Source organism: Belliella marina, from assembly GCF_042682445.1.
Classification (GTDB): Bacteria; Bacteroidota; Bacteroidia; order Cytophagales; family Cyclobacteriaceae; genus Belliella; species Belliella marina.
Genome location: NZ_JBHUHR010000051.1, coordinates 117,259 through 143,758, shown reverse-complemented (window position 1 = coordinate 143,758; position 26,500 = coordinate 117,259). Strand labels below are relative to the sequence as shown.

Genomic DNA, 26,500 nt, shown 5'->3' with positions numbered 1-26,500 from the left:
TAGAATCTTGATCTAGTACTATGAAAGAAAAAAGGTTGGATGCCTTTTGAAAGAGATCCAACCTTTTTTCTTGAAATTTTTAAATATGGTTATACGTTTCTTTGCCAATAATCTCAATTTCTAGCATTAATGGTTGTATTGAATCAATATCAACAAATATCTAATATCAATTAGTATAGAATTGAACCAAAAACCTGGCTTTTATTCTATTACTGACATCATTCCGTATATACATATTTTTAAATAACAATATTCACAATCTTGCCCGGTACCACAATCATCTTTTTCGGGGCATTCCCTTCCAGCCATTTCTGGACTGTTTCGTCTTCCAATGCGGCTTTTTCTATTTCCTCCTTGCTCAAACTCAATGAAAGGGAAAGCTTGGTTCTCATTTTTCCATTGATCGAAACTGGATACTCATGACTGTTTTCCACGAGGAATTCTTCTTTGAATTCCGGGAAATTTGCATGGATGATAGAATCCTTATTTCCCAACAAAGCCCATAATTCCTCCGCAATATGCGGTGCATAAGGAGAAACCAATACAGCAAGTGGTTCCAAGATAGCTCTTTTGTTGCATTTCAATGCGGTCAATTCATTGACACAGATCATAAATGAAGCTACAGAAGTATTGAAAGAGTAATTCTCCAAATCCTCCTCTGTCTTTTTGATAGTCTTATGGAGTGTTTTCAACTCCTCCTTGCTTGGAGCATCATTGGACACAGACACTTCACCAGCATTGTTATGGTATAGTTTCCAAAGCTTTTTCAAAAACTTGGAAACGCCATCGATGCCATTGGTATTCCAAGGTTTGAATTGCTCTAGTGGACCTAAGAACATTTCGTAAAGTCTTAAGGTATCAGCTCCATATCTTTCTATGATGTCATCTGGGTTGACAACATTGTATTTTGATTTGGACATTTTCTCCACTTCTGCACCACAAAGATATTTTCCATCTTCAAGAATAAATTCAGCATCCGCCAAGTCAGGTCTCCAAGCCTTGAATTTATCCAGATTCAATTGGTCGTTATGGACAATATTGACATCTACATGCATAGAGGTAGTGTCGTATTCATCCTTTAGTCCAAGGCTGACGAATTTATTTGTCCCTTTGACTCTATATACAAAATTTGACCTACCTTGGATCATTCCTTGGTTGATCATTTTTTGGAATGGTTCTTCAATAGTCACTACACCGATATCAAATAGGAATTTGGTCCAAAATCTGGAATACAAAAGATGTCCAGTCGCATGCTCAGCCCCACCGATATAGAGATCTACAGCTCCCCAATATTTGGCGATTTCTTGGTCTACAAATTTCTCCTCATTTTTCGGATCCATGTAGCGGAAGAAGTACCAACTAGAACCTGCCCATCCAGGCATGGTGCTTCTTTCCAATGGGTATTCTCCTTCGGAGGTTTGGTAATTCCAGTTTTTTGCCCTAGCCAATGGCGGTTCTCCATCCTCGGTAGGAAGATATTTGTCCACTTCAGGCAATACCAATGGCAAATCTTTTTCTTCAATCAAATATGGAAGCCCTTCTTTGAAATATACTGGTAGCGGCTCTCCCCAATAGCGCTGTCTGGTGAAAATCGCATCCCGCATCCTGAATTGGATTTTTCCCTTCCCTATTTTTCTAGCTTCCACAAAGTCAATGGCTTTATCCATCGCTGCCTGCATTTCCAAACCTGACAGGAAATCTGAATTCATGATGATACCTCCCTTTCCTGGGAAAGAGCCTTCTTCCATACTTCCTTCGATCACTTGGCGGATTTCCAAGCCAAAATGTTTGGCGAAGTTGTAATCCCTCTCATCATGTGCAGGAACTGCCATAACGGCGCCTGTCCCATATCCTGCCAAAACATAATCAGCAATCCAAATTTGGATTTCTTCTCCATTGAAAGGATTGATGGCATATGATCCTGTAAATGCTCCTGAGATTATTTTGACATCTGTCATCCTATCTCTTTCTGAGCGGTTTTTGGCTACTTCCACATAAGCTTCTGCCGTAGTACGTTGGTCTTCGGTGATCAAGTCTTGGACAAAATCATGTTCTGGGGCCAAAGCCAAGTAGGTAACCCCATAAATAGTGTCAATTCTTGTCGTAAACACTTTGATTTGCTTATCCTGTCCCTTGACTTGGAAGACCATCTCTGCCCCCTTGGATTTTCCAATCCAATTGCGCTGCATTTCCTTGATGGGTTCTGTCCATTCTACGGTATCCAATCCTCTTAGCAACCTGTCTGCATATGCAGTGATACGCATAGACCATTGCATCATTTTTTTTCTCTCAACAGGGTGGCCTCCTCTTTCCGAGAAGCCATCTTTGACTTCGTCGTTGGAAAGTACCGTTCCCAAGGCAGCACACCAATTGACGGTCGTTTCAGCTAAAAATGTCAATCTATACTTCAAAAGGATTTCTTGTTTTTCCTTTTCGGAATAACCTGCCCAATCTTCAGCGGAAAATTCAGCTGTATCCTCATCACATACCGCATTTACCCCAGTATTCCCTGATTTCTCGAAATGTTCTATCAAGGAATCTATGCTTTTGGCTTTATCTTCGGATTTGTCGTAATAGCTATTGAAAAGTTGCATGAATATCCACTGTGTCCAGCGATAGTATGCGGGATCTGATGTTCTTACTTCTTTTTCCCAATCAAATGCAAAACCGATGTTTTTCAATTGTTCGGTGTATCTCTTGATATTTTCTTCAGTCGTAATAGCAGGGTGCTGACCTGTCTGGATGGCATATTGCTCTGCTGGAAGACCAAAAGAATCATAGCCCATTGGGTGAAGGACATTGTATCCTTGTAGTCTTTTATATCTTGTGATGATGTCTGAGGCTATATATCCCAGTGGATGTCCTACATGGAGCCCGGCACCAGAAGGGTAAGGGAACATGTCCAAAGAGTAAAACTTAGGTTTGCTAGTGTCAACTTTGGCATTGAAAATCTGGTTTTGTTCCCAGTTTTTCTGCCATTTTTTTTCTATTTCCTGAGGATTATAATCAGCCATTTTGAAAGAATGCTTTACTTAAAATAATGAATTGCTTGCAAAAATAGAAAATTTAGTGATAAAAGCCGGTAGGATCTTCAATACTTCAAGGAGTATTTTGTCGATAAGTCAATTGAATATAAGATTACAGGGCTACGCCCCTAAAATTAGGGTGAATCATTTTTTCTACAAAGATGTATGGGCTATGCCCCTGATTTATACACTTTGGAGAAGGGATCTAACAGATCCTTAAAAAGATAGATTGTAAGACTATCTTGACAGCACTTGTAAGTTGCCTCATTTAACCAAGTCTTACCAGAATCTGAATCGCTTCTCATTGATTCTATTTCTGAAAATCCAATTGTCCCAGATGTCTGGGGAAAGGTAGACTTCAATGCCTAAATTTATACTCAAATAACCATCAAATCGCTCTTCGAGACCTGAACCGCGTCTGATTCTCCCTCCATTGTTCAATATCCTTTGCACATCTGGATTGCCATTGTCATCCAAGAAGTTGGGATTTCTAATTGCAAGTCTTAACCTATCCGGGTTTGGACCTTCTCCGAAGGTTCCGTAATCGGCAATCAAATCAAGATAAAAATCACTTACATTGTAAGCACTGATGTCATCCATGTAGTCGGTCAATGTCCATCTGTAATTTAGCTCAAGCGTAAGATCTGCATATACATTCAGTTTGTACTTTGCCCCAATACCGGTAGGGAATACCATGATGTATTTGTTGTAGGGGTTGTTTTCGAGTTGTAATGGCCTAAGGTTTACCCATTCTCCATCCAATTCAGCTTTTGGGTTGTTGGAAGATACTCCCACTCCAGCAAAAGCATAGAGGTTGAAGAAGTTTCTGGTGATGTTGTATAGTTTTACTGGTTTCCAATGATACTCACCGATCAAAGCGGCTTCGACATTCCTAGCCCTGAAATGTAAATTCCTAGGGGATCTGTTGGATCTTGGGTCAGCTGGTGGGTCTTGTCCGGAAATCTGGTAATAGGAAAAATCAGCACGGAGACGGGTTCTAGTCCCCATGGTTCTTCTCACAGCGATGTTTGCATTCCAATCAGGCTGCACACCTTCATTGTATTTCCAGAGAGAGTAGAGTTCGCCAAAATACTGCGTTGGTCCTATTGACATAGATACAGACCATGGTTCTTCAAATCTATACCGATACAAACTTTGGGAATAAACCAAGTCGGTGACGAAGTAGAATATCGCAAATATTATAATCTGCTTTAGCAGTCTTGGCATTATCGATGTATCTTGATCTAGATGGAAGAAAAGATTTGTAAATAAAGCAATAAACTTCAATTTATCAATTTTTCTTCACCTGAGATTATATGAATATCTCTTTGAGGAAATGGTATTTCTATTCCTTCTTCCTTGAATTTTTTGAAAATCTCATAATAAAGTTGACTTTTTAATACCTTCGGTCTATTGATGTAGTCGGAAGACCAAACCCTCAAGGTGAAATTCAGGCTACTATCTCCAAATTCATCGAAAAGGACATCGGGTTCCGGGCTTTTCAATACCCCTACATTGTCTTTGGCAACTTTGATCAGGATCGATTTGATTATTTGTGGATCTTCCTTGTAAGAGACACCAACAGGGAAATTGAATCTGATATTCCTATCATTGTGCGACCAGTTGATGACTTGGCTGTCTATAAATTGGCTGTTTGGGATGATGACTGAAATATTGTCATTGGTGACAATCGTGGTTGACCTGGCTGATATGACAATCACATCACCTGCTATATCCCCGACTTCGATGCGGTCTCCTACTTTGATCGGCTGTTCAAATAAAATAATCAGGCCGCTTATAAAGTTGTTGGTGATGTTTTGCAAGCCAAAACCAATACCTACACCAAGTGCTCCCGCCAATATGCCGAATGCGCTCAAATCAATGCCACTTGTCTGCAAAATAGAGAACAAACCTGCAGTTACAATCAGGTACTTGATAATGGTTGCGATAGATTGTCTTGTTCCGGCTTCTATTTTGTATTTCACCAATACCCTTTTGACCAAAAACCTCCTGATTGCTTCTGAAATGATCAATAAAAGGAAAACCGAAAAAATCAAAGAAATAAGTAGACCGACGGTAAGACTTGAAGTACCAATAGAAAACAGCTTGAAACTTAAGATTTCATTCATGAAATCAAAAAAATCTGCTATTGTGTTGTTTTTGAAATCCTTAAGTTTCTCTTCCATATTTTAAAAGTGTTCAAATTTTAATTTATGCTAAAATAGCATGAATATTTTGTTGTGTCAATATGGCAAAGAGATTGTTCTAAATTCAGAATATACTTTGGTTGCGGATTTAGAAAATCAATGTTTTAGAATATTTGGCTGGAAATTATTTAATTTTGTAACATGACTAAGCAAAAAGAAGAATTAGAACACCGCTTAAAATTAAGAAATATAAAACTTGCTGATTATGATGATATTAGGGAAATCATGGTCAGTATTTACAAAGAGCCGGGAGGAGCATGGACACGTCAGGAGTTGAAAAACCAGCTGAAGGTGTTTCCTGAAGGCCAGATTTGTATAGAAGATAATGGTAAAGTGGTGGCGGCAGCGCTAAGTCTTATTGTAGATTATACCAAGTTTGGAGATAACCATACCTACGATCAAATCACTGGGTTTGGCAAGTTTGATACACACGATTCTGATGGTGATACACTTTATGGGACGGATGTATTTGTAGACAAGGAATATAGGGGGATGCGTCTGGGAAGAAGGTTGTATGATGCAAGAAAAGAATTGTGTGAGAACTTGAATTTGCGGTCGATTATTGCAGGGGGAAGGATTCCGGGTTATTCAAAATACTATGATCAGATGACCCCCCGGAAATATATTGACTTGGTAAAAAGCAAGGAAATATTTGATCCGGTACTTTCTTTTCAGCTGGCAAATGAATTTCACGTAAGAAAGGTGATTACCAAATATTTGCCGGAGGATACTGACTCAAGGGCATATGCTACACTTTTGGAATGGATCAACATCTATTATGAAAAGGATGAAAAGCTCATTGGGAACAAAAAATCCATTGTCAGGCTGGGGCTTGTCCAGTGGAAAATGCGCCGTTTCAATAATGTAGATGACTTGATGCAGCAGGTAGAGTTTTTTGTGGATACAGTTTCTGGGTATAAGTCGGATTTTTGCCTGTTGCCCGAGTTTTTCAATGCACCCTTATTGGCAGAATTCAATGATATGGATGCCTCAGAGGCAATTAGGAATGTGGCAGATTATACAGATGAAATTGTGACAAGGATGCGTGATTTGGCTTTGTCCTACAATGTTAACATCATCGCAGGGAGCATGCCCGAATATGATGGAAAGAAACTTAGGAATGTAAGTTATTTGTGCAGAAGAGATGGGACAGTTGATAAACAATACAAACTTCACATTACACCTGATGAACAATCTTATTGGGGATTGCAAGGTGGAAACGGCATTAAAGTGTTTGATACAGATGCAGGGAAAATAGGTATTTTGATATGTTATGATGTGGAGTTTCCGGAATTGGGGAGGATTTTGGCGGAGCAGGAAATGGATATTTTATTTGTTCCCTATTGGACAGATACAAAAAATGCATTTTTGAGAGTCAATACATGTGCCAAGGCCAGGGCTGTTGAGAATGAATGTTATGTCGCAATCACAGGGTCTGTTGGGAATCTGCCCAGGGTAGAGAATATGGATATCCAATTTTCCCAGGCGGCTATTTATTCCCCATCTGATTTTTCATTTCCACATGATGCCACAGTGGCCCAGGCTTCTGAAAATGCAGAGACTACGATCGTGGCAGATGTTGATTTGGATCTTCTTACCAAACAGAGAAAGGCTGGAAGTGTAAGGAATCTGGAGCAAAGAAGATTAGACCTATATTCCATTCATTGGAAGAAAAAGAAATAGAATATGCAAAATTACCTTTCGGGACTGACCGAGGAAATAAAAACAAGAGCCAAAGATATTCGCTTGATAATTACGGATGTGGATGGTGTACTTACAGATGGTGGGATTATCTACGATGATAATCGCCTGGAATCAAAAAAATTCAATGTCAAGGACGGGTTGATTGTAAGCCACCTGAGGAAAAATGGTATCATGGTCGGTGCTATCACAGGGCGCAAGTCCAAAGTGGTAGAAGACCGTTGTGAAGAACTGAACTTTGACTTCCATTATCATGGGATCAAAGATAAGGGCAGAAAGCTTAATGAGATCCTGGAAACCCTGGAGCTTGATTTGTCAAATGTTGCCTATCTTGGAGATGATTTGATAGATCTTCCGATACTCACCCAGGTTGGATTGTCAGTTTGTCCTGCAGATGCATTGCCATATATCAAAGACAGGGTTCATTTGGTGTCCTCATTGGAAGGGGGGCGGGGTGTGTTCAGGGAGGTAGGTGATATGGTGTTGATATCCAAAGGATTGTTGGAAGAAATAATTGAGAAATTAGCGAATCAAAATAATGAATAGATTTACCCAAACTATGAAAATCACGGAAGATGTGGTTTTAGGAGAAAACAAGCCGGTTCTTTTTGCTGGGCCATGTGCTGTCGAAAGCTTTGATATCTGTATAGAAATCGGCTCAACGGTAAAAGAACTTGCTGAAAAATTCGGCTTTTCATATGTTTTCAAAGCATCATTCGACAAGGCAAATAGAACCTCATCTGGTTCATTCAGGAGTATAGGGATGGATAAATCGCTGGAAGTTTTGCAGCGGGTTGGAAAACAGCTGAATGTACCCTTGGTCACAGATATCCATGAAAGCTACCAGGCGGCAGATGTGGCGGAAGTCGTGGATGTATTGCAGATACCAGCATTTTTATGCCGTCAGACAGATCTGCTTTTGGCAGCTGGAAATACCGGAAAAGCCGTCAAAATCAAAAGAGGCCAGTTTATGGCACCGGAAGATATGCAATATGCAGTGACGAAAGTGAGGTCGACCGGCAATGATCATGTATGCCTGACGGAAAGGGGATTCTCTTTAGGGTATCACAATTTGGTAGTGGATATGCGAGGACTTCCTATTATGCGGCAATTTGCCCCTGTGGTATTCGACATCACGCATAGCGTCCAGCAGCCTGGAGGACAGGGCGGAACAAGTGGTGGGCAAAGGGAGTTTGCACCATTCTTGGCAAGGGCAGCCGCAGCTACCGGAGTCGATGGGTTTTTTATAGAGACACATCCTGAGCCTGCAAAGGCACTAAGTGACGGGCCAAATCTAATCCCATTGGACAAAATGGAAGCTTTCTTGGGGATGTTGAAAGAATCATGGGAACTTGGGAGAAAGTACCAAGATTTCTCAGTGAAATAAATATCCGACTATGATTGTCCGCTTTCTTGCCAGTAGACCATGGAACTAATGTGTCCATGTTATTTCCAGGGGCAGTTGGCTGTCAACACTTGTGCCCGTGATGTAGTTGAGAATTCCCTGCATGATTTCCCTGCATAATTTATACTACTGGTGTCATTGCGGATAATCATTTATCAATGTCGTTTAGATAAGACCTGCCAGGTTTTCTATTAAATAAGAACAGGTCTCTTATTTGGCAGGGAAGACCAATAAAAGATTTAAACATGGCAGGTCTGGTTTCTTAACTAAACGACATTGAATCATGTATTCATGTTTTAGATTCAAACATATGAGAAAAAATCGATTCACATTCTTTTTATTGATCCTGTTGGGATTTCAAACAGGTGGCTTAAAGGCACAAAACAGCCAAGTGGAAATCTCCAACTTGATCAGGAGCTTGATAGAAAAGGATAGTCCTGAAAGCGACCAGAGGGTAGCTGGGCAGCATTTATTCAGTGCTGTTGTGATCAAAGAGTTCTATAGTGACAGGCTTTTTATGCCTACATGGTCAGAGGGTGGGGTATTGCCGGAGATAGCATATGAGATGCGCTATGAGATTCAGCAGGTTCAGTTTGACGGATTGAACCCAATGGATTACCACTTGTCAGCGGTCAATGCGCTTTTTGATAAGTATGAAAAGTCGAAAAAGGCAATTGAAACTTTTGAACTGTTTGATTATGCAGCATTAGATGTCCTGTTAAGTGACGCTTATATGATCATTTCGACCCATTTATATCTTGGAAAAGTCAATCCTGGGAACTTGAAATCCCAATGGAATATCCATCGTTCAGCACCTGAGATCAATATAGGGGAAAGATTGGTACATGCGATTGAGAATCAGAGCATCCGAAAAAGTTTTGAATCACTTTACCCTACCTTTACCATCTATAAGAAAATGAGGGATGGGCTTAGGTTTATGTACGACCACGAAAAAAAGTTCAATGCAAAATATATCGGTAGTTGGAAAAAATTGAAGATTGACAAATCGATCAAGTTGGGAGATTCAAATAACCAAATCAATGAAATAAAATCAAGGTTGGTTTTTTGGGGCTTCTTGGACCCAAATTCTCTGAGTGAAGACAAGGTCTATGACAGTATCATGGAGCCTGGAATCAAAAAACTGCAAAAAAGACATGGTTTGGAACCAGATGGAATCATCGGTCAAGGGACGGTATTTGCACTCAATCAGTCCCCGAGTGATTTGATCGCAACTGCCAAAGTAAATATGGAGAGGTTGAGGTGGTTGCCTTCAGATCTCAAAGAACAAGAGTTGATATTGGTAAATACAGCCAATTTCCAACTTGATTTTATTTCCAAAAGAGACACCTTGTTGAGTTCAAAAGTGATCGTGGGAAAAAGCTATCATGCAACCCCCCAATTCAATGCCGACATGTCATATATTGTTTTCAGCCCTAATTGGACAGTGCCTGTATCCATCACCAGAAGTGAGATTATTCCTGCCATTAAAAAGAACCCAAATTATTTGGCAAGTAAAAACATGTCAGTGATAAACAATTCGGGAGAACAGGTAGATCCTGGCTCGATAGATTGGCAGAAGGTGAATCCAAGAAAATTTCCCTATACAATCAGGCAAGGTCCCGGTGCGCAAAATTCATTGGGTTTGGTGAAGTTTATGTTTCCAAATAGATATAGTGTGTATATCCATGATACTCCTAGCAGAAGTCTCTTTGCAAGGGAGGATAGGGCCTTGAGCCATGGGTGTATCAGATTGGAAAATCCGGCTGAGCTGGCAAAGCTTTTGCTATCTTTCGATGCCCAATGGACAGAGGGGAAGATAGCTGAGTCAATGCGGTTGAAAAAAGAGAAAGTAGTAAACCTCGATAGGAAAATCCCGGTTGTTATATTCTATTTGACGTATTGGACAGATTCAGTCGGAAACGAGTTTTATAGACAGGATATATATAATAGGGATAATGAAATACTCAAAGCCTTGGGAGAAGAAAGAAAAAGTTGATCAAACCTGGGTATCGGTTGGTATCGACAGCTAGTCAGAGTCTTTGATGAAATCAGAAAATATAGTCTGCCTGTTTCTGACTCAGTAGTCAAGTCCATGGAACTGTTTTTGGTTGAATGGATGTTAGATTGCGAACTCAGGTAATTTACGGTTGTTATCAAATAGACAGTCCGTTCTTGCCGGAGTTGTTTATTGAATTGTAATTCAATGTATTAACATTTTTGTTTAATAAATATGTGATTTTATTAAACAAAATTTGAAAACTTTAGGTTTAACCAATAATGAAAGTAGCAGTATACCGAAAAGAACATTTCAATTGTGCACACAGGTTGCATAACCCAAATTGGTCCGAAGAAAAAAACGAAGAGATTTTTGGCAAGTGTAACAATAAGAATTATCATGGGCACAATTATGAACTTGTCGTACAATTGGTAGGTCCAATAGATCCTGAGACAGGATATGTATATGACATGAAAATCCTTTCGGATCTGATTAAAAAGCATGTATTAAATAAATTTGATCATAAAAACTTAAACTTGGACACTGATGAATTTAAAAACCTTAACCCAACTGCGGAAAACATTGCTGTGGTTATTTGGAATATTCTAAGAGCTGAAATAGACAAGAAACACGAATTAATTATTCGACTATATGAAACAGAAAGAAACTTTGTTGAATACGATGGGAATTAATATCAGTCGGGATATTGATGAAATCGGTGATGAACATGTAGGTACATCATTCGAGACACCTTTGAGAGAGGATGCGTTTGAAATGGATGATGCCCTCAAGATTGAACTTATAGAAAAGCATTTTAGGGAAATCATGCATATCATGGGGCTTGATTTGACTGATGATAGCTTGAAGGGAACACCTAGGCGGGTAGCCAAAATGTATATACAGGAAATTTTCAGTGGCCTAGATCCGAAAAATAAGCCTGATGCCAAGCTTTTTGAGAATAAATACAAGTATAATGAGATGTTGGTGGAAAAAGATATCACTTTTTTTTCCAATTGTGAGCATCATTTTGTCCCGATCTATGGCAAAGCCCATGTGGCCTATATCTCCAATGGTACAGTAATAGGTTTGTCAAAAATCAATAGGATTGTGCAATATTTTGCAAAAAGACCACAAGTTCAGGAGAGGTTGACGATGCAGATCGGAAATGAATTGAAAGAGATACTTGGGACCAATGATGTGGCAGTAGTGATAGATGCGCATCATATGTGTGTGTCCTCAAGGGGGGTTAAAGATGTCAACAGTTCTACTGTTACTTCATTCTATAGTGGGAAATTTGAAAAGGAGGAAAATTCCAGAAGCGAATTTATGAAATATATTTCATTGTAACTGATTACAGACTAAGCCAACTGAAAGCCAAAACACCCGTTTTGGCTTTTTTTTTGAACAATTTGATCCAAAATTGATTAATTATTTTACGGTAGATATGGACATCGTAGGCATTGAAGGGAGTTCAGGGATTGGGGAAGTATTGGTGAGGAACCTTGAGCAGAAGGGAGGGTGTTTTCTAGGTCTGCCAAAGGAGAAAGGCAGCTTGATGTGACTTCTGGTTTTACATCTTGACGGTGGCATGTCTTCTGTCAAGAATATTTAATGATTGTATCAAACAATCCATTTAAAAATAGAGTGCCAAAATAGGGTATGTTCCCTGTGTAACATAATTAGGATTATGAAGACTCCACCGGAATCATTTTTGATTTTCAAGGAAGAATTAAGAAAAGCCAAGCTTGAAAAAGAAAGGCTACAAAAAGAGTACGAACAAAAGTTTTCTGAAATGAATGTCGAGTTGGAAAGGTTGAAAGAACAAATTTCCGCCCAACAAGAACTCATGAAAACTACTTTGGAATATGCCATCCGATTGGAAGAGAATTTGGATAGCTTCAAAGGAGAAGTGAAAAATGCCCCTACCATGAAAAAAAAGTCATTTCACTGAACTGCCAAACTAACTACAAATAAAATGAACACGATTGCCAATATCATTGAACCACATAATTTTGAATTGATTTTTGAGGAAAGAGACGCAAAAGTTTTGGTCAATACAGAGAAAGGGATCATAATATGTGAACTGCTCTCCGATTATGTGCCTATTGGACACTTCAAATCTATATTTTTCAAGATATCCGTAATTATCAAAAACGGAGATTTTTCCAAGTTTATTTTTGATAAACGAGCACTTAGGGCATTTCACCAGCCCAGTATGGAGTGGTATTTTTTACATTGGAAGAGTGAAATGCTACAATATGGGATTGTAAAACATAGAAAAATATTACCTCGGGAAAAGTGGTTTGAAAAGATGGTGATGATTGCCAAAGAGCAGATTATGAGGGACAACCCAAGTAATATTATCGATAAATTGGATATCAAATACTGTAATTCAGTTGAAGAGGCGATTATGATTTAATTTAGTATGATTATCCGCTACTTTGCCAGTGAATAAATAGCAAAGGCATAATGTTGCAGATAATGGTCAATTACGCCAAGGCGCACGAGTGTCAACGGTTAGCACTTGTCCACCGCGGCATAGTCAACAGACTGGATAGAACCTTTGTTGAGCATGGTCTATAGGGCTAGTGTAAAAGAAGCACCTATCCACCTAATTTAGATAGCCCAAATATTCTTCCGAAAATTTTACCTTTTAATTTCTTCAATTGTTATGGGCTGATTACCTTTGCGCATGGCAGAACAGATTTTGATCCTAGATTTTGGTTCTCAGTACACCCAACTCATCGCCCGAAGAGTAAGAGAACTCAACGTATATTGTGAAATTCATCCCTACAATAAGATTCCAGAAATCACAAATGACATCAAAGGTGTTATTTTGTCGGGTAGCCCTTGCTCAGTAAGAGATCAAGGTTCCCCGGACTTGGACTTGGATAGTTTGAGAGGTAAGCTTCCCCTTCTTGGAGTTTGCTATGGATCCCAGCTCCTTGCACACAAATATGGGGGAGAAGTACTTCCTTCCGAAATCAGGGAGTATGGACGTGCTAACCTAAGCCACCTAGATACGCATTATGATTTGCTCAAGGAGATGAGTCATGGCTCAACAGTGTGGATGTCCCATGGTGATACAATCAAAGAATTGCCTGAAGGGTTTGAAGTGATCGCAAGTACTTCTTCCGTAAGGGTTGCAGCATTCAAGATTCAAAATGAAGAAACCTATGGTATCCAATTCCATCCAGAAGTGACCCATTCATCAGAAGGGAAAAATCTTTTGAGGAATTTTGTGGTTCAGATTTGTGGATGTTCCCAAGACTGGACTTCTGATGTTTTTATAGATGCAACAGTTGAAGAGCTTAGAAGTAAGATTGGGGATGATAAGGTAGTCATGGGACTATCAGGTGGAGTAGATTCTTCTGTAGCGGCTACATTGATCCATCGGGCTATTGGTGCCAATCTATATTGCGTATTTGTTGACAATGGACTTTTGAGAAAAAATGAATTCGAAGAAGTGCTTCACTCTTACAAAGACATGGGGCTAAACGTGATTGGTGTGGATGCAAAGCAGCGTTTTTATGATGCTTTGGCAGGTGTATCTGATCCCGAGTTGAAAAGGAAGGCAATTGGAAATGCTTTTATAGAAGTATTTGACTTGGAAGCAAACAAAATTGATGGTGTGAAATGGCTAGGTCAAGGGACAATTTACCCTGATGTGATAGAGTCGATCTCTGTCAAAGGACCTTCCGCTACCATCAAATCCCACCACAACGTGGGTGGACTTCCTGATTTCATGAAATTGTCTGTGGTAGAACCATTGAATACACTTTTCAAAGACGAAGTGAGAGAAGTGGGTAGAGCATTGGAAATCCCGGAAACCATAGTAGGAAGGCATCCATTCCCAGGGCCTGGACTTGCGATCAGGATTTTGGGAGACATTACAGCCGAAAAAGTAAAGACCCTTCAAGAAGTTGATTCTATATTTATTCAGGGTCTCAAAGACCACGGACTCTACGATCAGGTTTGGCAAGCAGGAGCTATCCTTTTGCCAATCCAATCAGTAGGAGTGATGGGAGATGAAAGGACTTATGAAAGAGTCGTAGCGCTCAGAGCCGTAGGTTCAGTAGATGGCATGACAGCTGACTGGATCCATTTGCCTTATGAATTCTTGGGGAAAATGTCGAATGAAATCATCAACAGGGTGAAAGGAGTGAATAGAGTCGTATATGATATCTCATCCAAACCACCTGCTACGATCGAGTGGGAATAGGGGTTGGTCAAAACCCTACTTGGACTACTAAGTTGTAAATACTAACTTTCAGTAAGCCCCACCCTATGTTGTTTCCTTTTTTTTATGAAAATTGTGGAAAACTAGGGTGGGGCTTTTGTATTTGTGCCTGGTTTGGTGGAGACAAGTTCTTTTGAAATAATAGGTTTATTTTTCGTAAATATTTTTCTGGGGATTACTTTTCTAATATAGACCACCATGATGTTATCGTCAACAACATCAACTGCCCTATAATCACCTATCCTGATTCGCCAGTTATCGGATACCTCACCAAGTTTTTTTTGCACTAAACACACTGTTCATGTTTAAGCCCCTGAGGGTTTCTATATTAAAAACGATTTCCCAGAATGCAGATGCATTGGCTTTTTTCTTTTCTTTGATACTAAAATGGGTTAATTTCGTGACCCTGAATAATGGGAATGAAATTTGCCCATTCAACCTGAAAATTTGAATTATGAAAAGTATTTGTCTTTTGATGCTGTTTGTATCATTATTTTTTGTGGAGACCTATGCCCAAGATCAGCTTGCTGCATATAATAGAGCGAAAACACTGATCGGATATGGGAATTATAAGGAAGCAATGGGTCTGTTGCGTCCGTATTTTGACGAAAAGCAATATGGTGAACTATCCAAATACGCAACTTATCATTTTGCACAAGCAGCATACTCAAATAAACAACTGGCCCTGGCAAAGGCTACTTTACAGCCATTATTGACAGAGAGGTCTTGGAGAAAAATCGACGATGCAAGATACCTGATGGCACTTATCCATTTTGGAGAAGAAAAAAATTCAGAGGCTTTGATGGAAATTCTTCCGATCAAGGATGCTGATGTAAAAGTAGAGGCTGAAAATGCCACTTACAATTACCTCAAAGATGCATCCGTAAGTTATTTGGTTGCGAATTTAAGGAAATACGAAAGCAACAATGGTTTTGTCTTGGCTTTGAAAAACCAACTTGAAAAGCAAACGGTGATGTCTACAAATGATCGGAATATATACAACCAGATCAAGGATGTAAACCTCAAGGAGAGTAAAGAGACAATAGCAAAAACAAAAAGGACTCCAAAGGATGATGTTTTGGATATCGCAATTCTTTTGCCTTTTAACCACTCTGGTGGTAAAGGGGTAAAGAATTTGTCCGAGGGGAATTTTATTTTTGAGCTATACCAAGGAATCAACTTTTCGATCAATGAAGCCAAAAGAAATGGGGTGAAGATCAATGTGAGGACATTTGACACAGAAAGAAACCCGACTAAGATAAACAGCATATTTGCCGATCCTTTTTTTGAGAGTGTTGATGTGATTGTTGGTCCACTTTATCCTGAAGAGACTGATGTGGTCGCTAGGTTTGCTGAGAAACACCAAATCCCATTTGTCAATCCACTTTCCAATGTGGATGAAAAATTGGAAATGTATGAATTCGCCTACTTATTTAGACCTTCTGTGACATCTATTTCCCATGGGGTTTTTGAGTATTCAAGAAAATATATAGAAGGCAAAAGGATAGCTGTCGCCTATTCCAACTCAACCCGTGACCAGCAATTGGCGAAAAGAATTGAGGAAGATGCTTCCAGATTCGGCTATCAAATTGTGAAAAACAAGGAAGTTAATGATAGAAGTATACGGGATTTTTTAGACGATATTAACATCAGAAGTGGAAATCGAAATGCCCAAGCAGATATTGTCATCATCCTCAGCGATGATCCGAATGTCGCTTCCCCAACTTTTGGGCTAATGGAATCTATATCTGGAAATACGCCTGTGATAGTGATGGATACCTGGCTGTATTTCAATTTTGCAAATTTCGAAATGCTTCAAAACCAAAATTTCTACTTTATTTCAAATAATACCATCCGTTTTGGAAGTTCTGAATTGGATCATTTTAGGGATGATTTCTTTTCTGTAAACCAAACATTTCCTTCCGTAAATGCCCATTTGGGATATGAATTGATGAATTGGTTGGCATCTACCATCAACAGCTCAAAGGGGTTTGATCTCAGGAAAAACTTGGATGATTCAGGCAGGGTTGAAGGAAAGATTTCCTATGGGTTGGATTTTAGAAACAGTAGGAACAATACATATGTACCAATCCTCAAATTGGAGGAAGGTATGCTTGAAGAAAAATAAAACAAATTTCAATGCAAATCAGTAAAAGCAAAGCCTTGTTTGAGAAGGCACAAAATTATATTCCTGGTGGTGTTAATTCTCCGGTGAGGGCATTTAGGGCTGTAGGTGGAGAGCCGATTTTTATAGAGAAGGCGTCTGGTGCGCATATTACGGATGTGGATGGCAACAGCTACATAGAACTGATCAATAGTTGGGGGCCAATGATCTTGGGGCATAATCACCCTATGATCAAGGACGCCATTATCAAAGCTATGGAAAACGGAACTTCCTTTGGAGCTCCAACTTCCAGAGAGGTTGAAATTGCACAATTGATCACAAAGATGGTTCCTTCTATCGAAAAAGTCAGAATGGTGAATTCTGGGACAGAGGCGACCATGTCTGCAATCAGGGTGGCACGGGGATATACCGGAAAGGATAAGTTTATCAAAATGGAAGGACATTATCATGGTCATGGTGATTCTTTCTTGATATCAGCAGGATCTGGTGCGATTACCATGGGAGCTCCTGATTCTCCAGGTGTGACCAAAGGTACAGCAAAAGACACATTGCTTGCGCCATATAACGATCTTGAAGCAATTGAAAAATTGGTGCAAGCCAATAAAAATGAAGTTGCGGCGCTAATACTTGAGCCAGTTCCTGGAAATATGGGTCTGGTTTTACCGAAGGCTGGATATTTGGAAGGCTTGAGGAAAATCTGTGATAGGGAAGGGATAGTATTGATCTTCGATGAGGTAATGACTGGTTTTAGATTGGCAAAAGGAGGAGCACAGGAAGTCTTTGGTGTGACCCCCGATATGACTACACTTGGTAAAATCATCGGTGGAGGAATGCCAGTGGGAGCGTATGGTGGCAAGAAAGAAATCATGGAGTTTGTGTCACCTGCAGGGCCAGTGTATCAAGCAGGTACCTTGTCAGGAAACCCAATAGCCATGGCTGCTGGATTAACAATGCTACAGTATCTCGATTCCCATCCTGAGGTTTATACAGAATTGAACGGAATTGGCGATAAAATTGTCGCTGGTTTGAAAAAGTCGCTTGAGCGCCTGGGGTTGAATTATACGATCAACCATCTTGGCAGTATGTACAGTTTGTTCTTCACAGATAAGGAAGTTTTTGACTTCGAATCAGCAAAGCTATCAGATACAGTGCTTTTTGGAAAATACTTCCAATCAATGCTTCATAAAGGAGTCTATTTGGCACCCTCACAATTTGAGAGCCTGTTTTTGTCAACTGCTTTGACAGATGAATTGATTTCTCAAATTATAACTGCAAATGAGGAATCTTTGAAAGAGATAATGGGTAAGTAGCACCTGGAAAAGACACAAGATACAAGACTTAAGACACAAGACTTGCTTTCCCCATTAATCCTATTAATCATTAAATCAATTACACAGTAGAACAATTCAACAAATAACTTAATCAACCATTTCCCCAATTAATCTTAAAATTTGAATCTATAAAATAATTGAATCATGCAAGTAAGAGTATATGGTATCAAAAACTGTAATACAATGATGAAAACCTTTGATTTTTTGGAATCGGAAGGGATTGAATATGAATTTGTAGATTACAAAAAACATGCTCCGGATGGAGCACTTCTGGTCAGGTTTGCAGATAAAGTAGGGTATGAGGCTTTGATCAACAAGAGGGGGACTACCTACCGAAAACTGGAAGATGAAGATAAAAAGAAGCTTGAATCTGAGAAATCCGGCATGGTAGTTTTAGCGGAAAAGAGCTCGATGATCAAAAGACCTATTATAGAATTTCCTGATGGGGAAATTGTGTTGGGATTTGAGCCTGAGGAGATCAAAGGGAAGTTGTGATTTCAGACAAAGTATAAGTACTGTATTGAATATAGCAGATGTAAGAGAACAAAGCACGCATTTTCTGTGTGCTTTGTTGTTTGTCAATATTCTTTTTGTCTTAGGAGATTGGTGTTACATGACTGATTGGTAGAAAAAGCTATGATAAAGCTGTTTTTAATAGGTTAAACAGGGAAATCAATAATATCCAAAAACCCATAGAAGTTTTAAACTTAATCATCTTGGTTTGTTTTCCCTATAGCCAAAAGTTGCTTTGGTTTGTGTCCTCACAGACCAAAAAGTCTGCCCTAGAAAGATTCCTCATTTTGAAATTCCCAACAGTTATTTTCCTGATGGGCTCAGTAATAATCATAAATCTTTCGGGTTAAAACAGCATAGTCCCATTGAGGAGAATTTTCCCTTTCTTCATTCAATTTGCCTGTAGCATCATAAAAATACTGGAAAGCATCACCACCTCCATGTAAATTTGTTTCTTTAGCTTCTAGCTGACCTTCGCTATTGTATCTGTATTGGTATTCCAAATAGACGGTCTCTCCAATTATATGGTTTTTTCTTATTGTGAGATTACCTTCATTTGTATATTCAAATCGTTCGTTGTCAGAAAACTCTGTTTTGAGAAGGAAGCCTTCTGTGTCAAAGAAATTTCTTAATCTAAATTGGTTTGAAGGATTGTCAGGACTCTCAAGATGGACATTCTCAATCGTGCCGTTGACCTCAAATGTGCTTTTGAGATTTCCTGTCCATGAAAAATCCCCGTCAAGATATTCAAATGATTTTTTGGTTTCGAGCCTTCCAAGAAGGTCATAAAAGAAGATACTTGCTCCTAATGTGTCATTTTCGTGATTTAAATTGACGGTTAGAATTTTATTCCCAGCTGCATCATAATACTGATTTTGTACATTTCGAAAGCTATCCTCATTTCCTGCAAATGTATGAATTCTAGCCAAATTCCCACTTGGAGTCAACAAAGATCCATTCAAAATATCTTTAAGCTCTTGCTGCTCAGTAGTGTTAATTGAGCTTGGACTCTCTTCGTTTTAGCATCCCAAGAGTGTTGTAAGTAAAATAAAATAAATTGAGATTTTATAGGAGGTTTTCATAATTAATTTTATTTTCAAGGAATTTAGTTAATGTTTTTGTTAAAAAAAATAAAATTATGAGAAAAAGTGTTGTTTTATTATTTTTGTTGGTAGCAAATTCAGTTTTTTCACAAGTCAAAACTAAAAAAGTCTCAATTGAACAAATTCCAATTAGTAGAAAAACCAGTCTTAGTAAGCTAATGGTTGTTGAAATCCCTAGTAAAGAATTTAAAATTCGAAACTTAGAAACAAATTTAGTTGGAAAAGAATTAGGGAAAGATGAATTGGCGTTTGGGATTTTTACAGATTTTTATCTTGATTTAAGTCAAATAAAGGGATTGTGTAAAAATGGATTTTGCTATAAAGAAGTAGAGGTCTTATCAGAGGGGTCAAATACACTAGGATTTGTTTTCAAAAGCCTTCATTTGTCAGAAAATTCGGAATTATTTATTATTAATGATGATGAATCTTACATACAAGGGCCATACACTAAGAGTACAGTAAATATACCGGATAATTTCATTTCTGGCCTTATGCCTGGAGAAAAGCTACGAATTCTATTAAAAGAACCATATATAGAACAAAATAAGAGTAAAGTTGTGATTTCTCAAGTTTCACATGGTATTTTAGATTTTTTTGCAATAGAAAATTATAAATTTTCACAATCTAACTGTATTGGGTTTGGTTGCTCTGCTATTTGTAATGAAAATATTATATGTCATCAAAATCACACAGTTGAATCACTTGGAGTGGCTTTAATGTTGAGGAAATCAGAAAATACATATTTCGCCCATGGTACGGGAACTCTAATTAATAATGGTAAACAAGATTTTGACCCCATACTTTTAACTGCAATTCATGTTTCCTCGACAATTTTATTGGAGGAGATGCAGTTCATGTTTCATTATAGAAGCCCTCAATGCTCCCCAACCTTAAATTCCTCTACAAATATAACTATTCAAGGTGCTGAGAATTTAACATTTGTTGCAGAAACCGATTTAAAGCTAATTAAATTAGATGTAAACCCCTATTATAGTCCAGTTTTTGCAAATAATCCAGTTTCCTATTTAGGATGGAGTATTGTTGATCAAAACATTCCTTATGTTACAGGGATTCATCATTCTTTAGGTGATGTCCAAAAATTTATGGAAGGCAGTTCTCCATCTCCCACAACAATTAACAACAATTATTTTTGGGAAACTCAATTGACAAATGGGCTTTTGGAAATTATAGCTTCAGGAAGTCCAATTTTTGATCAAAATAAAAGAATAATTGGAGCTAATCACGGAAGAAGAAGCGGTTTGAATTATGAATGTGATAATCCTGATAGTCCTTCTCTTTTGTATGGAAGACTAAGTAGGTCTTGGTATAAGTTTTCTGAATTTTTAGATCCTGAAAACGAGGGTATTGTAGCAATGAATACTATAACAAATCAGGCTGAGCCAAAAATATTTAGTGAAATATCCGGATCCGATCAATTATGTAGTGCTAATAGTTACACGGTCTTAAATAGTCCATTAGATGCCACGATAACTTGGACCGCAACTCCTTCAAACTTATTTTCCACTAGTACAGGAACTGGAAAGATAGCCAATTTAAGCCCTGCCACAGCTTCCTCTTCAGGAACGGGGACTTTGACTTTTACCTTTACTCAAAATGGGGAATCGTGGTACGTTTCTAAAAATATAACTGTAGGTTCTCCAAAAATAAATATGGGAACCTATTCCTATAATAATAACACCCAACCCACCCAGCCCTATATTTCGATTATTAACAACGTGGTATGTGATTTGTATACACCAGTTAGTGCAGAAATACCAATTGAAGCTGGTATTTCTAACTTTCATAATCTTCAGATTCTTCATGTTTCGGACCCTAGTCTTACTTATAATGTAACTTTCAGTGATGATTTGGCGACAATTTATTTTGATTTCTGGGACTATGGTCAAGAAATAATATTTAGGCTGACAACTCAGAATGATTGTGGAAGCGATTTCAAAGATTTTGCATTTAGGTCAGAACAATGCTATGGATATCTCAGTGATTACAAGGTATACCCAAACCCTGCTTCCGATGTACTCAATATTGAAATCAATCAGTCTGAAAGTCCGGAAAGTAAATATTCCAAAAACGGGAAGATAGAGCTAAAATTGTTCGATGCATCTGGTAATGAAGTCCATTCTGTGATAACTTCCGAAAAGAAAACCATTATTGATGTTCGGAAATTTAAATATGGATTTTATTATCTTCATTTAATTCATCAAGAAGGCATTATTCGAAAACAAATCAGAATAGAAAAATAAATGAATTGTTGCAAAGCACCATATAATCAAAATTTTTAGAAAAGGGGGGATAAAGCTTAGCTTTATCCCCCCTTTTCTAAAAATTGACCAAATATGCTGGCAAATTGCTTAGAATATCTTCTGTCATTTTTTTTAGATCATATTCATGTTTCCATCCCCAATCTTCCCTTGCTCTCGTATCGTCAATGCTGTCTGGCCAGCTGTCGGCAATGGCTTGTCTGAAATCAGGTTCATAAGAGATCCTGAAATCAGGGTGATGGATTTTGATGCTTTCATAAATCTCTTTTGGGGAAAAACTTATGGCGGACAAGTTATAGCTTGATCTGATTTTGACTTGCTCTTTGGGGGCGTGCATCAAGTCCAGGGTAGCTTTGATCGCATCAGGCATGTACATCATTGGCAGATAGCTGTCTTCCCGCAGGAATGATACAAAGTCATCACCCGCTAATGCTTTGTGGTAGATATCTACTGCGTAGTCAGTAGTGCCTCCTCCAGGTAGAGACTTATAGCCTATCAATCCAGGATATCTCAGGCTCCTTACGTCTACCCCGAATTTTTGGAAATAATATTCACACCATCTTTCTCCTGCTTGCTTAGAGATGCCATAAACAGTGTTCGGTTCTTTGACACAGTATTGGGGTGTGTTGGCTTTTGGAGTGTTTGGTCCGAATACAGCTATAGAAGATGGCCAGTATATTTTATCAAGCTTTTCTTCTTTTGCCAATTCAAGAATAAAAAGTAAACTGTCCATATTCAGTCCCCATGCGAAAAGCGGGTTCTTTTCCCCCGTGGCAGATAATACGGCAGCAAGGTGATAAATCTGTTTGACATTCTCTCTTTTGACCAATTGCCTTGTAGCGTCATGATCCATGATGTCAAGGACAGCAGTTTTGCAATAGTCAAATTTTTCCAATGCCTTCGGATTGATATCCGTGGCAATGATATTTTCTCCCCCGTACTGGGAAGCGAGTGCATGTGTTAATTCAGAACCGAGTTGTCCAGCGGCTCCAATGATAAGAATTCTCTCCATTTTTAAACTTTCAATCTCTTTGGTTTTTTAGACCCTGATGGTTTTGATATATTTGGGTATTGATAGTGACAAAAATAATGAATTCATTTTAGGATTCTTATTTTATTCCTTTCGATATCTCATACATTTCATATTTAAAACAAAATAATATGTTTGATTCCCTTAAACCCAAGTTGGAAAAAGAGTTAAAAGAAATAGTAGAAGCGGGATTGTTCAAGAAGGAGAGGATTATTACATCCCCCCAATCTGCAGAGATCACAATTCATGGAGGGCAGAAAGTTTTGAATTTCTGCGCCAACAATTATTTGGGACTATCCTCTCACCCTCGGGTAATAGAGGCTGCCAAGGCAGCAATCGATACACATGGCTTCGGGCTGTCTTCTGTTCGCTTTATCTGCGGAACCCAAGACATCCACAAAGAGTTGGAAGAGAAGATATCCAAGTTTTTGGGTACAGAAGATACCATTTTATATGCAGCAGCCTTCGATGCCAATGGTGGTGTTTTTGAGCCCATTTTAGGTCCGGAAGATGCGATTATTTCTGATGCATTGAATCATGCTTCCATTATTGATGGAGTGAGACTTTGCAAAGCGATGCGTTTCAGGTATCAGCACAATGACATGCAGGATTTGGAAAAGCAATTGCAAGATGCCGATGCCAAAGGTGCCAAAAGCAAGATCATTGTAACAGATGGCGTGTTCTCTATGGATGGTACCATCGCCCAACTGGACAAGATTGTGGAGCTGGCAGAGAAATACAATGCGCTTGTGATGTCAGATGAATGCCACTCAACAGGATTTATGGGCAAAACCGGGAGGGGAGTACATGAGCTGAAAGGTGTGATGGGCAAGATGGATATCATTACAGGGACTTTGGGAAAGGCACTGGGAGGAGCATCTGGAGGCTTTACTTCAGGCAAAAAGGAAATCATTGAGATTCTTAGACAAAGATCACGACCATATTTGTTCTCAAATACACTTGCCCCGTCTATTACAGGAGCTTCGATTGCGGTATTTGATTTGCTCTCTGAGACGACTGAGTTGCGGGACAAGCTGGAAGAAAACACCAAATACTTCAGGGAGAAAATGACCGCAGCTGGTTTTGATATCAAGCCGGGTGAGCATCCTATCGTACCTATTATGCTTTACGAGGCAGTGTTGTCACAAAAAATGGCTGAAAAACTATTGGAAAAAGGAATTTACGTCATTGGTTTCTACTATCCGGTTGTACCAAAAGGACAAGCAAGAATCCGTGTTCAGATATCAGCAGGGCATGATAGGGAGCATCTTGATACAGCAATCAATGCCTTCATTGAAGTAGGGAAAGAGCTTGGAGTCATTAAATAGACGCTAGACGTAAGATATTAGATATGAGATAGAGTATCATGCCCTGGCAGGGCATTAGATTTTAACATAGGGTTTCTAACCCTATGTTAAGGTTAGAGAGTGGTTGATTTTGCCCTGAAAGGGCAATTGAAAGAGTTTTGGAAATGTTTAAATCAATTGAAAAATGTGTCAAACAATTCCAGTGTGTGCTAAAGAGTGTAAAACCATTGATTAATCCCTTTATGCAATTCGGGGTGTATTATAAGGTTAAGCCATCACGGTTCATTCAACCCTTTTAGGCTAAAATTTCTTCAATAAAATGATAGGTATGTCTAAAAATATCGATGAATTCTTAAAACAGAAAGGTCAAGAGATTTATTTCCCTTGACCTTTCTGTTTATACTTTTGGCTAAATGATTGGATTAAAAAAAAAAATGAGGATTAAACCGCATGGGAAAACCCAATGATATCAAGATGTGGAAGCTGACCGACTACCTCTGTACCTGTTTCTTTCGTAGATAGTCACTGGTTCGAATTTTTCATCAATATCCACTCCTGTGAGATAATCATTGATAAACTCTCTGACTTCTTGAAATGAGAGGTTATGCAGGATTTTTCCGTTTTTGGCCAATGATATTTGTCCAGTTTCTTCAGACACAATCAAGATCAAGGTATCCGTAGCTTCTGACATGCCAATAGCTGCCCGGTGTCTTAGGCCGAACTGCGCAGGGACATCACGCTCAGTGACAGGCAAGATGCATCTTGCAGCCTTTACCTTCCCATTGTAGATGATTACAGCACCATCATGCAGCGGGCTGTATTTGTTGAATATTGAAATAAGCAATCTTTTGGAAATAACTGCATCGATGATGTCACCACTTTCGGCATAAAATTTCAATTCTGAACTTCTGGAAATCACCATCAAGGCTCCCATGTTTGTTCCCGAGAGTGATTTTGATGCCTCTAGGATAGGGTTTATATTGAATGCCAAGGTTTCTTTCTTTCTCCAAAACAGCAATTCTTGCCAAACATTTTCGTTGGAAAGAATGGAAGATCTGCCGATTATAAGCAGGAACTTCCGGATCTCTGGAGCAAAGATAATGATGGCAGCAATGACACCTACTCCCATAAATTGCCCCAATATGATGGAAAGTAATTCCATTCGGAAGGCGCTCACCATCAGGTATACCAAATAGATGGATAGAAAGCCCAAGAATATTTTGATGGCAACACTTCCTCTCAGAAGTTTGTAAATTTGATACAGCAATAGGCTCACTAACGTAATATCAATGATATTAACGATGGAGATTTCCAAAAATCCTATTTTGAAAAGTAAGTTCAAGGGTATAATTGTTTATATAATTTGACTGTTTCTATTGCTTCTTTAACATCATGCACACGTAAGATAGCTGCTCCATTGATCAAGGCAGCCATGTTTAAAGCCGTAGTTCCATTGAGAGCATGATCAGCTATAGTCTCCAGTTTTTTATAAATCATGGACTTTCTAGATAATCCCACTAAAACGGGTGCTTGTATTGTTTTAAAATAAGATAAATTTTTGAGAATCCAATAGTTTTGCTCCAATGTTTTTGCAAAACCAAAGCCCGGATCAATTATTACATCTTTAATGCCAGCTTCTTTACATTCGTTCATTTTTTCGGAAAAATATTTCAAGATTTCCAAAAGAATGTCTTCGTAGTCTGTCTGCTCTTGCATGGTTGTGGGTGTACCCCTCATATGCATGGCTATGTATGGGACATCAAGCTTCCCAACAGTCTCCAACATCTCTGGATCCAAAGAGCCGGCTGATATATCATTTACGAAATCAGCACCACTTTGGACGGATTTTTTTGCGACTTCAGCACGAAAAGTGTCAATGGAAACCAAAATGTCAGGGAATGAATTCTTTATCAATTCAATGGCTGGGATGACTCTGTTAAGTTCACTTTCCAATGATACCTCTTCCGCACCAGGCCTGCTGCTGTAGCCACCTATATCAAGAATATCAGCCCCTTCTTTGATCATTTTCTCAGCATGACACAGCATCTGGCCGTTATTTTCACCAACCCTACTGCCTTCATAAAATGAATCAGGGGTTAGGTTCATTATGCCCATGACCCAAGGTCTTTCCAATAAAAGTAGCTTTCCTTTACTACGAAGTGTTATTTTTGAGGGAAATAATTTATCTTCGATGCCCGAAGTAGCATGTAAAATATTGTCCATTAAACAAAATTGCT

General features: G+C 38.8%; 23 protein-coding genes. 15 read left to right on the top strand and 8 right to left on the bottom strand.

Annotated elements, in window-relative coordinates:
• Positions 1-239: 239 nt before the first annotated feature.
• The 3 genes from leuS to ACFSKL_RS23165 form a co-directional block, all read right to left on the bottom strand.
• On the bottom strand, positions 240-3,014 hold the full coding sequence (gene leuS, locus ACFSKL_RS23175; protein WP_376889816.1) for a leucine--tRNA ligase: 2,775 nt from the start codon (positions 3,012-3,014) through the stop codon (positions 240-242).
• A 291-nt stretch (positions 3,015-3,305) separates the two neighbouring features.
• Complete coding sequence (locus ACFSKL_RS23170) at positions 3,306-4,253, bottom strand: hypothetical protein (RefSeq protein ID WP_376889814.1); 948 nt, start codon at positions 4,251-4,253, stop codon at positions 3,306-3,308.
• 56 nt (positions 4,254-4,309) lie between these two features.
• A complete protein-coding gene (locus ACFSKL_RS23165) occupies positions 4,310-5,212 on the bottom strand; it encodes a mechanosensitive ion channel family protein (protein WP_376889812.1) in 903 nt (300 codons plus the stop codon).
• 162 nt (positions 5,213-5,374) lie between these two features.
• On the opposite strand from ACFSKL_RS23165, the gene ACFSKL_RS23160 reads away from it, so the two are divergent.
• From ACFSKL_RS23160 to guaA, 10 genes are all read left to right on the top strand, one after another.
• Positions 5,375-6,916 carry a GNAT family N-acetyltransferase gene (locus ACFSKL_RS23160; RefSeq protein WP_376889810.1) on the top strand — a complete coding sequence of 514 codons (1,542 nt, stop codon included), beginning with the start codon at positions 5,375-5,377 and terminating at the stop codon, positions 6,914-6,916.
• 3 nt (positions 6,917-6,919) lie between these two features.
• A complete protein-coding gene (locus ACFSKL_RS23155; RefSeq protein WP_376889808.1) occupies positions 6,920-7,480 on the top strand; it encodes a KdsC family phosphatase in 561 nt (186 codons plus the stop codon).
• Positions 7,473-8,321 carry a 3-deoxy-8-phosphooctulonate synthase gene (kdsA, locus tag ACFSKL_RS23150; protein ID WP_376889806.1) on the top strand — a complete coding sequence of 283 codons (849 nt, stop codon included), beginning with the start codon at positions 7,473-7,475 and terminating at the stop codon, positions 8,319-8,321. The genes ACFSKL_RS23155 and kdsA overlap by 8 nt, the downstream gene beginning before the upstream one ends.
• A gap of 328 nt (positions 8,322-8,649) precedes the next feature.
• The gene (locus tag ACFSKL_RS23145) at positions 8,650-10,335 is read left to right on the top strand and encodes a L,D-transpeptidase family protein (protein ID WP_376889804.1); all 1,686 of its coding nucleotides are present in this window, start codon (positions 8,650-8,652) and stop codon (positions 10,333-10,335) included.
• 281 nt (positions 10,336-10,616) lie between these two features.
• Positions 10,617-11,027, top strand: a complete 411-nt coding sequence (locus tag ACFSKL_RS23140) for a 6-pyruvoyl trahydropterin synthase family protein (protein ID WP_376889803.1) — start codon at positions 10,617-10,619, stop codon at positions 11,025-11,027.
• Complete coding sequence (folE, locus tag ACFSKL_RS23135; protein WP_376889802.1) at positions 10,987-11,682, top strand: GTP cyclohydrolase I FolE; 696 nt, start codon at positions 10,987-10,989, stop codon at positions 11,680-11,682. The genes ACFSKL_RS23140 and folE overlap by 41 nt, the downstream gene beginning before the upstream one ends.
• Before the next feature lie 73 nt (positions 11,683-11,755).
• Positions 11,756-11,896: a hypothetical protein gene (locus ACFSKL_RS23130; protein WP_376889799.1), complete on the top strand. Its 141-nt coding sequence runs from the start codon at positions 11,756-11,758 to the stop codon at positions 11,894-11,896.
• Positions 11,897-12,022: 126 nt separating this feature from the next.
• Complete coding sequence (locus ACFSKL_RS23125) at positions 12,023-12,286, top strand: hypothetical protein (protein WP_376889798.1); 264 nt, start codon at positions 12,023-12,025, stop codon at positions 12,284-12,286.
• 24 nt (positions 12,287-12,310) lie between these two features.
• Positions 12,311-12,754, top strand: coding sequence for a hypothetical protein (locus ACFSKL_RS23120; RefSeq protein ID WP_376889796.1), 444 nt, complete (start codon positions 12,311-12,313; stop codon positions 12,752-12,754).
• A gap of 273 nt (positions 12,755-13,027) precedes the next feature.
• Complete coding sequence (guaA, locus tag ACFSKL_RS23115) at positions 13,028-14,557, top strand: glutamine-hydrolyzing GMP synthase (protein WP_376889794.1); 1,530 nt, start codon at positions 13,028-13,030, stop codon at positions 14,555-14,557.
• Between the two features lie 101 nt (positions 14,558-14,658).
• On the opposite strand, the gene ACFSKL_RS23110 is transcribed toward guaA, so the two are convergent.
• The gene (locus tag ACFSKL_RS23110) at positions 14,659-14,862 is read right to left on the bottom strand and encodes a type II toxin-antitoxin system RelE family toxin (protein WP_376889792.1); all 204 of its coding nucleotides are present in this window, start codon (positions 14,860-14,862) and stop codon (positions 14,659-14,661) included.
• Positions 14,863-15,029: 167 nt separating this feature from the next.
• Here ACFSKL_RS23110 and ACFSKL_RS23105 point away from each other — a divergent pair, with 167 nt between their 5' ends.
• From ACFSKL_RS23105 to ACFSKL_RS23095, 3 genes are all read left to right on the top strand, one after another.
• The gene (locus ACFSKL_RS23105; RefSeq protein ID WP_376889791.1) at positions 15,030-16,703 is read left to right on the top strand and encodes an ABC transporter substrate-binding protein; all 1,674 of its coding nucleotides are present in this window, start codon (positions 15,030-15,032) and stop codon (positions 16,701-16,703) included.
• Between the two features lie 11 nt (positions 16,704-16,714).
• The gene (hemL, locus tag ACFSKL_RS23100; RefSeq protein ID WP_376889790.1) at positions 16,715-18,010 is read left to right on the top strand and encodes a glutamate-1-semialdehyde 2,1-aminomutase; all 1,296 of its coding nucleotides are present in this window, start codon (positions 16,715-16,717) and stop codon (positions 18,008-18,010) included.
• Between the two features lie 165 nt (positions 18,011-18,175).
• Positions 18,176-18,526, top strand: coding sequence for a Spx/MgsR family RNA polymerase-binding regulatory protein (locus ACFSKL_RS23095; RefSeq protein WP_376889787.1), 351 nt, complete (start codon positions 18,176-18,178; stop codon positions 18,524-18,526).
• Between the two features lie 338 nt (positions 18,527-18,864).
• Here ACFSKL_RS23095 and ACFSKL_RS23090 read toward each other — a convergent pair whose 3' ends face one another.
• Positions 18,865-19,473, bottom strand: a complete 609-nt coding sequence (locus ACFSKL_RS23090; RefSeq protein ID WP_376889786.1) for a hypothetical protein — start codon at positions 19,471-19,473, stop codon at positions 18,865-18,867.
• Positions 19,474-19,682: 209 nt separating this feature from the next.
• Here ACFSKL_RS23090 and ACFSKL_RS23085 point away from each other — a divergent pair, with 209 nt between their 5' ends.
• Positions 19,683-21,908 carry a T9SS type A sorting domain-containing protein gene (locus tag ACFSKL_RS23085; protein WP_376889785.1) on the top strand — a complete coding sequence of 742 codons (2,226 nt, stop codon included), beginning with the start codon at positions 19,683-19,685 and terminating at the stop codon, positions 21,906-21,908.
• Positions 21,909-21,984: 76 nt separating this feature from the next.
• Here the strand turns inward: ACFSKL_RS23085 and ACFSKL_RS23080 are convergent, their stop codons facing one another.
• Positions 21,985-22,938, bottom strand: coding sequence for an NAD-dependent epimerase/dehydratase family protein (locus tag ACFSKL_RS23080; protein ID WP_376889784.1), 954 nt, complete (start codon positions 22,936-22,938; stop codon positions 21,985-21,987).
• 149 nt (positions 22,939-23,087) lie between these two features.
• Between ACFSKL_RS23080 and kbl the strand changes: the two genes are divergently transcribed.
• Positions 23,088-24,284: a glycine C-acetyltransferase gene (gene kbl, locus ACFSKL_RS23075; protein ID WP_376889782.1), complete on the top strand. Its 1,197-nt coding sequence runs from the start codon at positions 23,088-23,090 to the stop codon at positions 24,282-24,284.
• A gap of 448 nt (positions 24,285-24,732) precedes the next feature.
• On the opposite strand, the gene cdaA is transcribed toward kbl, so the two are convergent.
• Both cdaA and folP read right to left on the bottom strand, forming a co-directional pair.
• A complete protein-coding gene (gene cdaA, locus ACFSKL_RS23070) occupies positions 24,733-25,605 on the bottom strand; it encodes a diadenylate cyclase CdaA (RefSeq protein ID WP_376889780.1) in 873 nt (290 codons plus the stop codon).
• A complete protein-coding gene (gene folP, locus ACFSKL_RS23065; RefSeq protein WP_376889778.1) occupies positions 25,602-26,486 on the bottom strand; it encodes a dihydropteroate synthase in 885 nt (294 codons plus the stop codon). Before folP ends, cdaA begins: the two co-directional genes overlap by 4 nt.
• Positions 26,487-26,500 lie beyond the last annotated feature (14 nt).

Coding starts and splice junctions, on each gene's coding strand:
- ACFSKL_RS23125 (WP_376889798.1), top strand. CDS start 12,023: ATGAAGACTCCACCGGAATCATTTTTGATTTTCAAGGAAGAATTAAGA.
- folP (WP_376889778.1), bottom strand. CDS start 26,486: ATGGACAATATTTTACATGCTACTTCGGGCATCGAAGATAAATTATTT.
- ACFSKL_RS23170 (WP_376889814.1), bottom strand. CDS start 4,253: ATGCCAAGACTGCTAAAGCAGATTATAATATTTGCGATATTCTACTTC.
- guaA (WP_376889794.1), top strand. CDS start 13,028: ATGGCAGAACAGATTTTGATCCTAGATTTTGGTTCTCAGTACACCCAA.
- ACFSKL_RS23140 (WP_376889803.1), top strand. CDS start 10,617: ATGAAAGTAGCAGTATACCGAAAAGAACATTTCAATTGTGCACACAGG.
- ACFSKL_RS23145 (WP_376889804.1), top strand. CDS start 8,650: ATGAGAAAAAATCGATTCACATTCTTTTTATTGATCCTGTTGGGATTT.
- ACFSKL_RS23155 (WP_376889808.1), top strand. CDS start 6,920: ATGCAAAATTACCTTTCGGGACTGACCGAGGAAATAAAAACAAGAGCC.
- ACFSKL_RS23105 (WP_376889791.1), top strand. CDS start 15,030: ATGAAAAGTATTTGTCTTTTGATGCTGTTTGTATCATTATTTTTTGTG.
- kdsA (WP_376889806.1), top strand. CDS start 7,473: ATGAATAGATTTACCCAAACTATGAAAATCACGGAAGATGTGGTTTTA.
- ACFSKL_RS23085 (WP_376889785.1), top strand. CDS start 19,683: ATGAGAAAAAGTGTTGTTTTATTATTTTTGTTGGTAGCAAATTCAGTT.
- leuS (WP_376889816.1), bottom strand. CDS start 3,014: ATGGCTGATTATAATCCTCAGGAAATAGAAAAAAAATGGCAGAAAAAC.
- folE (WP_376889802.1), top strand. CDS start 10,987: ATGAAACAGAAAGAAACTTTGTTGAATACGATGGGAATTAATATCAGT.
- ACFSKL_RS23165 (WP_376889812.1), bottom strand. CDS start 5,212: ATGGAAGAGAAACTTAAGGATTTCAAAAACAACACAATAGCAGATTTT.
- hemL (WP_376889790.1), top strand. CDS start 16,715: ATGCAAATCAGTAAAAGCAAAGCCTTGTTTGAGAAGGCACAAAATTAT.
- ACFSKL_RS23080 (WP_376889784.1), bottom strand. CDS start 22,938: ATGGAGAGAATTCTTATCATTGGAGCCGCTGGACAACTCGGTTCTGAA.
- kbl (WP_376889782.1), top strand. CDS start 23,088: ATGTTTGATTCCCTTAAACCCAAGTTGGAAAAAGAGTTAAAAGAAATA.
- ACFSKL_RS23120 (WP_376889796.1), top strand. CDS start 12,311: ATGAACACGATTGCCAATATCATTGAACCACATAATTTTGAATTGATT.
- ACFSKL_RS23095 (WP_376889787.1), top strand. CDS start 18,176: ATGCAAGTAAGAGTATATGGTATCAAAAACTGTAATACAATGATGAAA.
- ACFSKL_RS23160 (WP_376889810.1), top strand. CDS start 5,375: ATGACTAAGCAAAAAGAAGAATTAGAACACCGCTTAAAATTAAGAAAT.